Source organism: Cytobacillus sp. NJ13 (assembly GCA_030348385.1).
Classification (GTDB): domain Bacteria; phylum Bacillota; class Bacilli; order Bacillales; family Cytobacillaceae; genus Cytobacillus.
The window spans coordinates 1666317-1680293 of the sequence record JAUCFP010000006.1 but is presented as its reverse complement, the minus strand read 5'-3'; the positions used below and the strand labels follow the sequence as shown (position 1 = coordinate 1680293).

The 13977-nt window shown below is 42.8% G+C and carries 13 protein-coding genes; all 13 read left to right on the top strand.

The window, feature by feature from the left end:
- Nucleotides 1-3 precede the first annotated feature (3 nt).
- Nucleotides 4-2235: a translation initiation factor IF-2 gene (gene infB, locus QUF73_08105; protein MDM5226173.1), complete on the top strand. Its 2232-nt coding sequence runs from the start codon at nucleotides 4-6 to the stop codon at nucleotides 2233-2235.
- A complete protein-coding gene (locus QUF73_08100) occupies nucleotides 2235-2516 on the top strand; it encodes a DUF503 family protein (GenBank protein ID MDM5226172.1) in 282 nt (93 codons plus the stop codon). Before infB ends, QUF73_08100 begins: the two co-directional genes overlap by 1 nt.
- A 16-nt stretch (nucleotides 2517-2532) precedes the next feature.
- Nucleotides 2533-2913 carry a 30S ribosome-binding factor RbfA gene (rbfA, locus tag QUF73_08095; GenBank protein MDM5226171.1) on the top strand — a complete coding sequence of 127 codons (381 nt, stop codon included), beginning with the start codon at nucleotides 2533-2535 and terminating at the stop codon, nucleotides 2911-2913.
- 164 nt (nucleotides 2914-3077) lie between these two features.
- The gene (truB, locus tag QUF73_08090; GenBank protein MDM5226170.1) at nucleotides 3078-3995 is read left to right on the top strand and encodes a tRNA pseudouridine(55) synthase TruB; all 918 of its coding nucleotides are present in this window, start codon (nucleotides 3078-3080) and stop codon (nucleotides 3993-3995) included.
- A gap of 66 nt (nucleotides 3996-4061) precedes the next feature.
- Nucleotides 4062-5012 (top strand): bifunctional riboflavin kinase/FAD synthetase, encoded by a 951-nt coding sequence (gene ribF, locus QUF73_08085; protein ID MDM5226169.1) that lies wholly within the window; start codon nucleotides 4062-4064, stop codon nucleotides 5010-5012.
- A gap of 122 nt (nucleotides 5013-5134) precedes the next feature.
- A complete protein-coding gene (gene rpsO, locus QUF73_08080; protein MDM5226168.1) occupies nucleotides 5135-5404 on the top strand; it encodes a 30S ribosomal protein S15 in 270 nt (89 codons plus the stop codon).
- 317 nt (nucleotides 5405-5721) lie between these two features.
- Nucleotides 5722-7842 carry a polyribonucleotide nucleotidyltransferase gene (gene pnp / locus QUF73_08075; GenBank protein ID MDM5226167.1) on the top strand — a complete coding sequence of 707 codons (2121 nt, stop codon included), beginning with the start codon at nucleotides 5722-5724 and terminating at the stop codon, nucleotides 7840-7842.
- A gap of 185 nt (nucleotides 7843-8027) precedes the next feature.
- Nucleotides 8028-9044: a polysaccharide deacetylase family protein gene (locus tag QUF73_08070; GenBank protein MDM5226166.1), complete on the top strand. Its 1017-nt coding sequence runs from the start codon at nucleotides 8028-8030 to the stop codon at nucleotides 9042-9044.
- 42 nt (nucleotides 9045-9086) lie between these two features.
- The gene (locus QUF73_08065) at nucleotides 9087-10322 is read left to right on the top strand and encodes a pitrilysin family protein (protein ID MDM5226165.1); all 1236 of its coding nucleotides are present in this window, start codon (nucleotides 9087-9089) and stop codon (nucleotides 10320-10322) included.
- 153 nt (nucleotides 10323-10475) lie between these two features.
- Nucleotides 10476-10730: a YlmC/YmxH family sporulation protein gene (locus tag QUF73_08060; GenBank protein ID MDM5226164.1), complete on the top strand. Its 255-nt coding sequence runs from the start codon at nucleotides 10476-10478 to the stop codon at nucleotides 10728-10730.
- A gap of 373 nt (nucleotides 10731-11103) precedes the next feature.
- Nucleotides 11104-12006, top strand: a complete 903-nt coding sequence (gene dpaA / locus QUF73_08055; GenBank protein MDM5226163.1) for a dipicolinic acid synthetase subunit A — start codon at nucleotides 11104-11106, stop codon at nucleotides 12004-12006.
- Nucleotides 12003-12602 (top strand): dipicolinate synthase subunit B, encoded by a 600-nt coding sequence (gene dpaB / locus QUF73_08050; GenBank protein MDM5226162.1) that lies wholly within the window; start codon nucleotides 12003-12005, stop codon nucleotides 12600-12602. The genes dpaA and dpaB overlap by 4 nt, the downstream gene beginning before the upstream one ends.
- 287 nt (nucleotides 12603-12889) lie before the next feature.
- Nucleotides 12890-13939, top strand: coding sequence for an aspartate-semialdehyde dehydrogenase (gene asd, locus QUF73_08045; protein MDM5226161.1), 1050 nt, complete (start codon nucleotides 12890-12892; stop codon nucleotides 13937-13939).
- The last annotated feature ends 38 nt before the right edge of the window (nucleotides 13940-13977 follow it).

The window sequence follows — 13977 nt, the reverse complement described above, 5'->3', positions numbered from 1 at the left end:
AGTATGAGTAAAATGCGCGTATATGAATATGCGAAAAAACATAACATTTCAAGCAAGGATGTTATTACAAAATTAAAAGACATGAATATTGAGGTTTCCAATCATATGACTACGATTGAGCCGGCTGCAGTTCAGAAACTTGACGGCATCTTTATCAAGAATGACAGCCAGTCTCAAAAGCAGAGCAAGCCTCAAAATCAGCAAAAACCGCAAGGAAATCAAAAACCGGCTTCAAATAATAGTGCTGCCAATTCAACAGCTGCTAAAAGCAAGCCTCAGAATAAATCAGGTGAAAACAGAAACCAGGGACAGGGCAGCCAGTCCGGCAAAAGCTTCTCCGGCAATAACCGAGGCAATAGCAACAATAGAAACAATAATAACAACAACCGAAACAATAACCGAAACAACAATAAGAATAAAAACAGCAAAGGCAAACAGCAGCAGCAGACTCATGTGGCCCCAGCTCCTAAAAAGGTGAAGGAGCTTCCTTCAAAAATTACTTTCAGCGAATCACTGACTGTACAGGAACTGGCAAAGAAGCTGCACCGCGAACCTTCTGAAATCATTAAAAAGCTATTCATGCTGGGTGTTATGGCAACTATTAACCAGGATCTTGACAAAGATGCCATTGAGCTGATTGCAGGTGAATACGGTGTGGAAGTAGAAGAAGAGATACTGGTTGATACAACTGATCTTGAAGTATACTTTACAGAAAATGAAAATGCTGAACTAGTGGAACGTCCATCTGTTGTAACCATCATGGGACACGTTGACCATGGTAAAACAACATTGCTTGACTCCATCCGCAACACGAAAGTAACAGCAGGAGAAGCAGGCGGAATCACTCAGCATATCGGAGCTTATCAGGTTGAAGAAAACGGCAAAAAGATTACTTTCCTTGATACTCCTGGACACGCTGCGTTCACGACTATGCGTGCCCGCGGTGCGAAAATTACCGATATTACAATTCTCGTTGTTGCAGCAGATGACGGTGTTATGCCGCAAACGGTTGAAGCAATCAACCATGCAAAAGCAGCAGAAGTTCCAATCATTGTGGCTGTTAACAAAATGGATAAGGAAGCAGCAAATCCTGACCGTGTTATGCAGGAATTGACTGAACATGGCCTAGTTCCAGAGGCATGGGGCGGAGACACAATCTTTGTTCCAATCTCAGCTATTAAAGGCGATGGAATTGATGAACTGCTTGAAATGATTCTTCTTGTGGGCGAAGTGGAAGAATACAAAGCAAATCCTGACCGCAATGCCGTTGGTACAGTTATCGAAGCACAGCTTGACAAAGGACGCGGTTCAGTTGCGACCCTGCTTGTGCAAAACGGTACATTGAAGGTAGGAGATCCAATCGTTGTCGGTAACTCATTTGGACGTGTCCGTGCAATGGTTAATGATCTTGGCCGCCGTGTGAAAACTGCCGGACCTTCAACACCTGTTGAAATTACAGGTCTTAACGATGTTCCCCAAGCCGGTGACCGCTTCGCTGTCCTTGATGATGAAAAGACAGCCCGCCAGATTGGTGAAGCCCGTGCCCAGCAGGCATTGCAGGCCCAAAGAAACGAAAAGACAAGAGTAAGTCTGGATAACTTGTTTGAACATATGAAACAAGGGGAAATGAAAGACTTAAACATCGTTGTTAAAGCGGACGTTCAAGGTTCAGCGGAAGCATTAACTGCTGCCCTTCATAAAATTGATGTAGAAGGTGTTAATGTTCGTATCCTTCATACAGGTGTCGGTGCCATTAACGAGTCTGACATCACTTTAGCTGCAGCTTTTAATGCTATTGTGATCGGATTTAATGTCCGCCCTGACAATAATGCGAAACGTGCAGCAGATGCAGAAAATGTTGACATCCGCTTGCACCGCATCATCTACAAGGTAATCGAGGAAATTGAATTGGCGATGCAGGGTATGCTTGATCCTGAGTTCGAAGAAAAAATCATCGGCCAGGCAGAAGTACGCCAGACGTTCAAAGTTTCCAAAATCGGTACAATTGCAGGTTCGTATGTCACAGACGGAAAAATCACTCGTGACAGCGGTGTCCGCTTAATCCGCGATGGAGTTGTTATTTTTGAAGGGGAAGTTGACGCTCTTAAGCGATTCAAAGATGATGCTAAAGAAGTAGCCCAAGGCTATGAGTGCGGAATTACCATCAAAAACTTCAATGACGTTAAAGAAGGCGACGTTATCGAAGCATATATTATGGAAGAAGTGGAACGTTAATGATAATTGGGCTTGCAGCCTGTGAATGTATCATTTATGACACACATTCTTTGAAGGAAAAACGGGCTGTTTTGCAGCGGATTTTAACCCGGCTGAAGCAAAGATACAATGTATCTGTATCTGAGGTGGACTATCAGGACCTATGGCAGCGGACAAAAATTGCCATTGTGGCCGTTTCGTCCAGCCAGGTTTCAACGGAACACGAGCTGCAAAATGCGCTGAAGATGATTGATTCGTTCCCGGAAATTGAACGGACAATTACAGATTTAGAGTGGCTTTAAGAAGAGGTGATATAGAATGAGCCTTAGAGCAAATCGAGTTGGAGAACAAATGAAAAAAGAACTGGGCGAAATCATCGGCCGGAAAATAAAGGATCCGCGGGTTGGATTTGTAACAGTCACCGATGTTCAAGTTACTGGGGATCTCCAGCAGGCAACCGTATTTATTTCTGTTCTGGGTGATGAGGAACAGAGGGAAAATACGCTTCGCGGGCTGGCTAAAGCAAAAGGCTTTATCCGATCTGAAATTGGCCAGCGAATCCGGCTGAGAAAAACGCCGGAAATTCTATTCGAATTTGATGAATCAATTGACTACGGAAACCGTATAGAATCATTGCTCCATCAAATTCAGGACGAAGGCCGTTCCAAAGATGAGGAACGCTCCAAAGAAGAAGAATAATGGAATGGATAGACATTTTGTCTATCCATTTTTTTCTAATCAGACAAGAAAATATAACTTTGAAACGTTGATAACTGTCTAGCTCCAGCGCCTGCCCCCTCGAGGTGGCGAGGTGGGCAAGGCGCTTGCGCTTTTCTAATTACAAAGACAAGGTGGTACATAATATGGAAGGAATTTTACCGCTTTTTAAACCAAAAGGAATGACATCCCATGATTGTGTCTTCAGGCTGCGGAAAATTTTGCGGATGAAAAAAATCGGCCATACCGGCACACTCGATCCTGACGTAACTGGGGTACTCCCAATCTGCCTCGGGAGAGCAACAAAGGTGGCTGAATACATAACAGATGCAGGAAAGTCTTATGAGGGAGAAGTCAAAATAGGCTTTTCTACGACAACAGAAGATGCATCAGGAGAGGTGGTGGAGAGTAAAGATGTTGCAGCACCTATTGCCAGAAATCAGATAATGGAAGTTCTTCAAAGCCTGACCGGGGAAATTACGCAGACACCTCCTATGTATTCAGCAGTAAAAGTGAATGGGAAACGCCTCTATGAATATGCAAGACAGGGAATAGAAGTGGAACGGCCGTCCAGGAAAGTTACTATTTACTCTATCGAATTGCTCGATGACAGGGAAATGTTTGAGGGTGAGAATATTGCCTTTCGGTTCCGAGTAGCCTGCAGCAAAGGAACATATATCCGTACGCTTGCTGTCATGATTGGGAGTGAACTGGGATACCCCGCTCATATGTCTGAGCTGGTTAGAATCCAATCTGCCTCATTGAAACTTGATGACTGTCTGACTTTTGAAGAAATAGAAGACAGAGTAGAGAAGGGGACAATGGCCGAGGTTCTCCGACCTATGGAAGCTGCGCTCTCTCATTTGCCGAAATTTCAAATAAGTGATAAAGTAGCAGAGAAAGTAAAAAATGGGGCTGTATTAACTATCCCTGATCATTTACTCGACACCAAGGGCCCAATCGCATTAGAAGCAAAGGAAGGCCTTATTCTGGCGATTTATGAGCACCACCCCCGCAAACCTGGGTTAATGAAGCCAGTAAAGGTGTTAAGGAATGATCAATAAGCACTCGTTAGAAAGCTGTGCATTTTTATAGGTCCAGGCTCTGTAGAGAAAAGGTGAAATAATAATATGGAAGTTATTCATATACATCATCCCCACCGATTGGATAGAACCGACATGCCTGAAATGGCAATAGCACTTGGATATTTTGATGGTGTTCATTTGGGTCATCAGAAAGTCATCCGTGAAGCAAAATCTATAGCTGAACAAAAAGGATTAAAAAGTGCTGTAATGACATTTGACCCGCATCCATCGGTTGTTTTGGGGAAAAGCGTTCAGCATGTGGAGTATATTACGCCTATTGAGGATAAAATTGCTATCATGGCTGATCTGGGCATAGATTATTTGATTATCATCAATTTTACAAGGGAATTTGCAAATCTTCTGCCGCAGGAGTTTGTTGATCAATACCTGATTGGTCTTAATGCAAAGCATGTCGTAGCAGGCTTTGATTATTCCTATGGGCGGATGGGGCGCGGCACAATGGAAACATTGTTGTTCCATTCGAGGGATCAATTTGAATATTCGGTGGTTGCAAAGCTTGCAAAAGAAGATGAAAAAATCAGCTCTACGCTAATAAGGAAATACATCAGGGAAGGGAAAACAGCTGAACTGCCTGACCTTTTAGGAAGATATTGTAAAACATCAGGAATCGTTATCCATGGCGATAAGAGAGGCCGTACAATCGGCTTTCCTACGGCGAACGTGGATGTTTCTGATGACTGCATCATTCCTCCGCCCGGTGTATATGCTGTGAGATTCTCAGTAGATGGCAGCTGGTATGAAGGTGTCTGCAATGTTGGCTACAAACCTACCTTTAATAAGGAAAAAGGGGACAGGCCATCTGTTGAAGTCCATATTTTTGATTTCTCTTCAGATATTTATGGCAGGAAAGTTACTATTGAATGGCATAAACATCTTAGAAGCGAAAGGAAGTTTGCTGGCGTTCAGGAATTAATCGCCCAAATTGAGAAGGATAAACAGCAGACTGAGCAATATTTTGAGAAAAACAGGGTTTAGCCTTGCTTTTTGTCATAAAAAGTTGTATTCTAAGTAACGTACCAAATGAACCTTTGCTTGGCAAGTCGAGTCACCGACGCTTGCTCAGTAACAGGGGATTGAAAATTTAGGAGGTGAACCGGATGGCAATCACTAAAGAACGTAAAAATGAGCTAATCAATGAGTTTAAAACTCATGAAAGCGACACTGGATCTCCAGAAGTTCAAATCGCTGTCCTTACTGAAGAAATCAACAATTTGAACGACCATTTACGTACTCACAAGAAAGACCACCATTCACGTCGCGGTCTTTTGAAAATGGTTGGTAAGCGCCGTAACCTATTAACTTACCTTCGCAACAAAGACGTTGCTCGTTACCGTGAGTTAATCAATAAGCTTGGCTTACGTCGATAATCAACAGAAGCGGGATTTTTTCCCGCTTTTTTATTAGCTTTAAAAACTTGAATTTTGTTCCTAATCATGTACATACATAAGTAATTCTTATTTTAGCAAACGGAAAAATTGTGCATACTATAAGATGCCTAATTTTATTATGATTAAAGAGCATTTCATGCTTTTATATAAAACTGGACTGCAGGCAGTGCAGAGTTCATATGCCTCTGCTGCTGTCATGGCAGGATTATCTGCAGCTTATGCAGGTTAAATAACAATTGAACGGACCAGGCAGAATTGACGCCTGTCCTTAAGTGAAAGCAGAGAGGGGTACAAATATGGGACAAGATAAACATGTCTACAGCCTTGAGTGGGCTGGGCGCAAATTGACCGTTGAGATTGGCCAGCTGGCTAAACAGGCTAACGGTGCGGTTTTAGTGCGCTATGGCGATACTGTAGTATTAAGTACTGCTACAGCATCAAAAGAACCGAAAAATCTGGATTTCTTTCCGCTGACAGTTAACTATGAAGAACGTTTATATGCTGTTGGTAAGATTCCGGGCGGTTTTATTAAGAGAGAGGGCCGTCCAAGTGAAAAAGCGATTTTGGCCAGCCGATTGATTGACAGGCCAATCCGTCCATTATTCGCTGACGGTTTCAGAAATGATGTACAGGTTGTAAGCATGGTGATGAGTGTGGATCAAAACTGCTCATCTGAAATGGCTGCAATGTTTGGCTCATCATTAGCCCTTTCTGTGTCGGATATTCCATTTGGCGGACCGATTGCAGGGGTCAGCGTAGGGCGCATCGATGGAGAATTCATCATTAATCCATCTGTGGAACAGGCTGAAAAGAGCGATATCAGCCTTGTTGTAGCCGGTACAAAAGATGCGATTAACATGGTAGAAGCAGGTGCAGATGAAGTGCCTGAAGAAACAATGCTTGAAGCGATTATGTTTGGCCATGAGGAAATCAAACGCCTTATTGCTTTCCAGGAAGAAATTGCATCTGAAATCGGCAAAGAGAAAATGGAAGTTGTTTTATACCAGGTTGACCAGAACCTTGAAGCTGAAGTTCGCGGCATCTGTGAGAAAGATATGATTCAAGCAATCCAGGTGCAGGAGAAGCATGCCCGTGAAGCTGCCATTAAAGCAGTTAAAGAAGAAATTACAGCTAAATATGAAGATGAAGAAGCAGACGAAGACAAGCTGAAGCAAATCAGGCAGATCCTTGATAAAATTGTTAAAGCTGAAGTGCGGCGTCTAATCACAGAAGATAAAGTTCGCCCGGATGGACGTGGATTGGATGTTATCCGCCCGCTATCATCAGAGGTAGGCCTTCTTCCGCGCACACATGGTTCCGGTTTATTTACCCGCGGACAAACTCAGGCTTTGAGCATTTGTACCCTGGGAGCTCTTGGCGATGTACAGATTCTTGATGGGCTGGGAATTGAAGAAGAAAAGAGATTCATGCACCACTACAATTTCCCTAACTTCAGTGTAGGTGAAACTGGGCCAATCAGAGGGCCAGGACGCCGCGAAATCGGGCATGGAGCTCTTGGAGAACGTGCTCTTGAGCCGATTATTCCATCTGAAAAGGATTTCCCTTATACAATCCGTCTTGTATCTGAGGTATTGGAATCCAATGGTTCAACTTCACAGGCAAGTATTTGTGCAAGTACATTGGCTATGATGGATGCCGGTGTGCCTATTAAAGCGCCAGTTGCCGGTATAGCAATGGGTCTTATTAAATCAGGCGAGTATTATTCAATTCTGACTGACATTCAGGGTATGGAAGACCACCTTGGCGACATGGACTTCAAAGTGGCGGGTACTTCCAAGGGTGTTACTGCCCTCCAAATGGATATCAAAATTGAAGGCTTGTCACGTGAGATTCTTGAGGAAGCATTGCAGCAGGCGAAAAAAGGCCGCATGCAGATACTTGATTCCATGCTGAGCACTATTGGGCAGCCAAGAAAAGAGCTGTCTGAATATGCACCTAAGATTCTGATGATGTCAATCAACCCTGATAAAATCCGCGATGTTATTGGGCCAAGCGGAAAGCAGATCAATAAGATCATTGAAGAAACAGGCGTTAAGATTGATATCGAACAAGATGGAACAGTATTCATCTCATCTGTAGATGAAGAGATGAATCAAAAAGCCAAGAAGATTATTGAAGATATCGTACGTGAAGTGGAAGTTGGACAAATGTATCTTGGCAAGGTGAAACGAATTGAGAAATTCGGTGCATTTGTTGAAATCTTCTCCGGTAAAGATGGATTGGTTCACATATCTGAACTTGCTGAAGAGCGTGTAGGAAAAGTGGAAGATGTTGTATCCATCGGTGACGAACTTCTAGTAAAAGTTACTGAAATCGATAAGCAAGGCCGCGTAAACCTTTCCCGCAAAGCCGTATTGCGTGAACAGCGTGAGCAAAAGGAAAAAGCACAGCAATAATACTAACCTCTATTTAGGAGAGAAGCATTTTGCGGGGCGAAATTTCCTAAAAGCCAGGGGAAACCCTGGCTTTTTACATACACGAATATCCATGGGCGGTTGCCCTATACTGCATACCTTTGTAATATGCTTCCGTTCTACCTTGTCCCTTTGAATCATACTATGAATTGAAGGAGGCATGAAGAATGAGAAAGTCTATCCATATTGCTATCATGTTTGTTATAGCACTTGCTTTTATCAATAATCCTTTTACTGATCAGTATGTATCAGGCCTCAAACAGGAGACGGGAGCCGTAACTGTTTTCAAGGCTAAGGATTCGCTTTATGAAGAGATTGCAGCAAAAAAAGAGGAGTACAGCATTCCTGCACAGGATGCAAAAATAGATCGTGTATGGAAAGCCATTCCTGGCCTTAACGGAATTGAAATAGATGTTGAGGCATCTTATAAAAAGATGAAATCAGAGAAAGAGTTCAATGAAGATAAGCTTGTATTTAAACAAATTGAACCGAAGGTGAAGTTAAAGGACCTCCCTCCGTCACCTGTATATAAAGGCCATCCGGATAAACCAATGGTCAGTTTCATTATTAATGTGGCATGGGGAAATGAATACTTGTCAGGTATGCTGGCCACTTTAAAGGAACATAATGTGTCAGCAAGTTTTTTTCTTGAAGGAAGATGGGTAAAGAATAATCCGGAACTTGCCAGAATGATTACCGATGCAGGACATGAAGTGGGCAATCATTCGTACACTCATCCGGATATGAAAGTGATTTCTTCGGCTAAAACAAGGGAAGAAATCCAAAAGACAAATGATGTGATTGAAGCCACGATGGATGAAAAGCTGAATAAGCCAATTACATGGTTTGCCCCTCCAAGCGGCAGCTATAGGGATGAAACAGTGAAGATTGCTGCTGAGAAGAATCTCGGCACCGTTATGTGGACTGTTGATACAGTGGATTGGAAAAAGCCACCCCCTGATGTGCTGATTAATAGGGTGTTATCAAAGGTCCATAATGGAGCACTGATTCTGATGCACCCTACTGACTCCACCGAAAAATCACTCGATAGACTTATTACGGGGCTTAAGCAGAAGAACCTGCAGATTGGAACAGTATCTGAAATGTTAAGCGAGAAGAGAATCCAGAATCGGGAAAATAATAATCAGGATTTTGGAAAAAATAACAATAATAATATAAACTAATGGAAGCGTATGTCTTTGGGTTTCAGAACAGGAGGAATTTATTTGATCAAGAAATATACATGCCAAAACGGAGTAAGAGTCGTACTGGAAAACATTCCAACCGTCCGTTCTGTTGCGATCGGAGTATGGATCGGAACAGGTTCACGAAACGAAATTCCCGAAAATAATGGAATCTCTCATTTCCTCGAGCACATGTTTTTTAAGGGAACGAAAACAAGATCAGCCCGGGAAATTGCCGAGAGCTTTGATAGCATTGGCGGCCAGGTGAACGCCTTCACTTCAAAAGAATATACATGTTACTACGCAAAAGTGCTGGATACCCATTCTGACTTTGCTCTTGAAGTGCTTTCTGATATGTTTTTTAACTCCACATTTGTGGATGAGGAACTGAATAAAGAAAAGAATGTTGTTTACGAAGAAATCAAAATGTATGAAGACACGCCTGATGATATCGTACATGACCTTTTGAGCAAAGCAATCTATGAGAACCACTCTCTTGGCTATCCGATCCTTGGCACAGAAGGAACGCTGGCCACGTTCAATGGTGAAACATTAAAACAGTATATGCATGAAACATACACACCTGAAAATGTCGTAATCTCCATTGCCGGAAATATCGAGGAGTCTTTCATAAAGGAAGTAGAAAAATACTTTGGATCCTATAAAGGCGGAAAGAGAGAACGCTCTGAGCAGAAGCCTGAATTTCATTCAAACCATCTTGCCCGTAAAAAGGATACCGAGCAGGCACATCTTTGCTTAGGATTCGAGGGGCTGCAGGTAGGGCATGAGGATATATACAATCTGATTGTTTTAAATAATATATTGGGTGGAAGCATGAGCAGCCGATTATTCCAGGATGTCAGGGAACAAAAAGGATTGGCATATTCTGTTTTCTCTTATCATTCTGCCTTCCAGGATAGCGGAATAGTGACGCTTTACGGCGGAACAGGCGCTAAACAGCTGGACGTACTGTTTGAAACGATTCAGGAAACCCTTGCCACTCTTAAAAAAGAAGGCATTACAGATAAAGAGCTGAATAACAGTAAGGAACAGCTCAAAGGAAGCTTGATGCTTAGCCTTGAAAGCACAAACAGCAGGATGAGCCGCAATGGCAAAAACGAACTGCTTCTGGGCCGCCATCGTTCTATGGATGAAATTGTAGAGGAAATCGATGCAGTTTCCATGCAGGGCGTGAATGACATGGCGAATTCCATTTTTACAGATCAATACTCTGTGGCTTTAATCAGCCCGGATGGAGAACTTCCAAAAAACCTTTAATATGTTTGCTGTGGCCCTATTGCAAAAGCAGTGAACAGCATACTAGAAACAAACAGCCTGTATTCCTGCAGGCTGTTTTCTTTTGTCTTGGACTTCTAAAACTTCTGGCTGAACGATAAAAATATAGAGAAAGAGAAAAGAGGAGGGCAGATGATGAGATTAAGTGAGCTGAGCGGAAAGGAAATCGTGGATGTGAAGCGTGCGGAACGGCTGGGGGTACTTGGGCAGACAGATCTTGAAATAAATGAAAAAAATGGACAGATCCAGGCATTGCTCATCCCTTCATTAAAGTGGTTCGGCTTCAAGCGCCAAGGAGACGAAATCCGGGTTTCATGGCAGCATATAAGGAAAATTGGCAATGACATGATCATTATTGATATTCCGGAAAATGCTGAGCAGCAGGAATAGTCCTGAAAGAAGGGCCGATTAGGCCCTTTTTTTTTGGCTGTTTTTAGGCAATCTCCTTAATATCTTCAAAAATCCCCTTCCATTGCTGCCCATTTTCTTTTTAGTGGAAAACTCACCTATTGCCCCGTTCGCACATAAGATGTTGAAGTAGTTCAATACAACAATTCCCATATGGTTATTAGATGAATTGCCGGCCAAAAATAACGCCACATTTCGTTTAAGATAGATCTGCTTGTGCAATGGCTGTCTCGTGCCGCAGCTATTGTATAGTGGCGTTGCCGGTGCGAGGATACTTTTTACCAGGAGTCATGCGGTCATTGGCTTCAAAAATAAATGCTTTCTAAAAAGAAAGAAAAAAGAAGGTGAGTGTTGCATGCTGACAGGAACCCAAATAGCAGTCATCGGCGGTGATGCACGGCAGCTCGAAATCATCCGAAAACTGACTGAGCTTGATGCAAAGCTCTCATTAATTGGATTTGAGCAGCTGGATCATGCGTTCTCTGGTGCGGTAAAAGAAAAAATAGATGAAGTGGATTTTTCCAATATAGACGGGATTATCCTGCCTGTTCCCGGCACGGGTCTGGAGGGTCAGATCGAAACGATTTTCTCCAATGAAAAAGTGACTTTTGAAGAGGAAATTCTTTCGCAGACTCCAGCACACTGTACAGTTTATTCCGGCATAACCAATTCGTATTTAACAGGAGTTACTAAATCGGCAGACCGCCGTCTTGTTCAATTATTTGAACGGGATGATGTTGCTATTTACAATTCAATTCCAACAGTAGAAGGAACCATCATGATGGCGATCCAGCATACTGATTTCACCATTCATGGATCTAATATAGCTGTAATCGGCCTTGGCAGAGTCGGAATGAGTGTAGCAAGAACTTTTCATGCACTGGGTGCAAAAGTGAAAGTAGGGGCGAGAAAAAGTGAACATATTGCCCGGATAACGGAAATGGGTCTTACCCCATTCAACCTGAAAGAGATTGAGGATGCGGTAAAAGATGTTGATATTTGCATAAATACAGCTCCCCATTTAGTTGTAACAGCGTCCGTCATTTCGAAAATGCCTACACATACGCTTATCATTGACCTGGCTTCAAAGCCCGGAGGAACTGACTTCCGCTACGCGGAAAAACGGGGAGTGAAAGCGCTGCTCGCACCAGGCCTGCCTGGTATCGTTGCTCCGAAAACAGCCGGGCAAATATTGGCGAATGTTCTTTCTCAATTGATTATGGAAGATTTGCAAAAGAGAAAGGGGAATACAATATGAGTTTGAAAGGAAAAAAAATCGGATTTGGTTTAACAGGATCACATTGCACGTACGATGCAGTGTTTCCGGAAATAGAAAGGCTTGTTCTTGCAGGGGCTGAAGTGCTTCCGGTCGTTACCTTTACGGTAAAGAGCACTGAGACTAGATTCGGGAAAGGGGAAGACTGGGTTCAAAGAATTGAAGATCTGACTGGCAATAAAGTGATCGATTCAATTGTGAAAGCGGAGCCGCTTGGACCTAAGATTCCTCTGGATTGTATGGTGATTGCCCCGCTTACTGGAAATTCCATGAGCAAATTTGCCAATGCCATGACCGATTCGCCCGTGCTGATGGCAGCAAAGGCAACCCTAAGAAACGGCAAACCAGTTGTTCTGGGTATCTCCACAAATGATGCACTGGGTTTAAATGGGGTAAACTTAATGAGACTAATGGCTACGAAAAATATTTATTTTATCCCTTATGGCCAGGATGATCCTGTGAAGAAGCCAAATTCAATGGTGGCAAGAATGACAGCATTATCTGACACAGTGCTTCAAGCCATGGAAGGCAAGCAGCTGCAGCCTGTTTTAGTGGAAAGATATAAAGACGAAAATTAGCCCCCTATTTTTTCTAGCAAAAATTTTAGTCCTTTAGTGAGCGAATATGTTAGAATAAAGATTATTACGATAACCAACCTCCAAGCTATGTTTAAAATAATATTAACCTCTTGGAGTAATGACAATATGCTGATAATATAAATGGAAGCCTGCCATCTTTAAAATCAGGCAGGAAAACGGCTGCCAATTGACTTTGGCTGCCGTTCTATTGAATTTTGGGCATATTGTTTGTCACTAAAACTAATTTTGCTAGAAAAATATAATGGTACTGGAAGGGGAAAAGAAATTTGGAACAGAAAAAAGGATTTCATGTCGCGGTAGTTGGAGCAACTGGTGCAGTTGGCCAGCAAATGATCCAAACACTTGAAAATAGAGATTTTCCAATCTCTGAATTAACACTTTTATCATCAGCCCGTTCTGCAGGCTCGAAGGTAGCGTTCAAGGGCCAGGAGTATACGGTTCAGGAAGCAAAGCCAGAGAGCTTTAAAGGCGTGGACATCGCATTATTCAGTGCCGGAGGAAGCGTATCCCAGGAACTTGCTCCTCATGCGGTTGAACATGGTGCCATTGTGGTAGACAACACAAGTGCATTCCGTATGGATCCAAATGTGCCTCTTGTCGTACCTGAAGTAAATGAAGACGACCTTCATACTCATAATGGCATTATCGCCAATCCAAACTGTTCTACGATTCAAATGGTTGTTTCCCTAAAGCCGGTTAAAGAAAAATACGGTTTGAAAAAAGTGATTGTTTCTACTTACCAGGCTGTTTCAGGTTCAGGAGCAGCTGCTGTTCAAGAGCTGAATGAGCAGACAAAAGCCATTATAAATAATGAAGAGTATGAGCCTGCAATTCTTCCTGTTAAGAGCGATAAAAAACACTATCAGATTGCTTTCAATGCGATTCCGCAAATTGATAAGTTCCAGGATAATGGCTACACTTATGAAGAAATGAAAATGATCAATGAGACAAAGAAAATCATGCATATGCCCGAGTTGCAAGTGGCTGCTACATGCGTGCGTCTCCCAGTGGCAACCGGACACTCAGAGTCCCTTTATTTTGAAGTGGAAACAGACCGCGTGACTGCAAACGAAGTAAAGAGCCTTCTTGAAAATGCACCGGGTGTTGTCCTGCAGGATGATCCGGATAACCAGATTTACCCGATGCCTGCTGATTGTGTCGGTAAAAATGATGTGTTTGTCGGCCGTATCCGTAAAGATTTGGATGAGGATAAAGGCTTCCATATGTGGGTGGTTTCTGATAATCTTCTTAAAGGGGCAGCATGGAATTCCGTGCAGATCGCCGAAAGCTTAATTAAACTTGGCATAGTGAAATAGTTAACGTATTCTCTTCATGTTGAGAGGTTAGAGGTGTT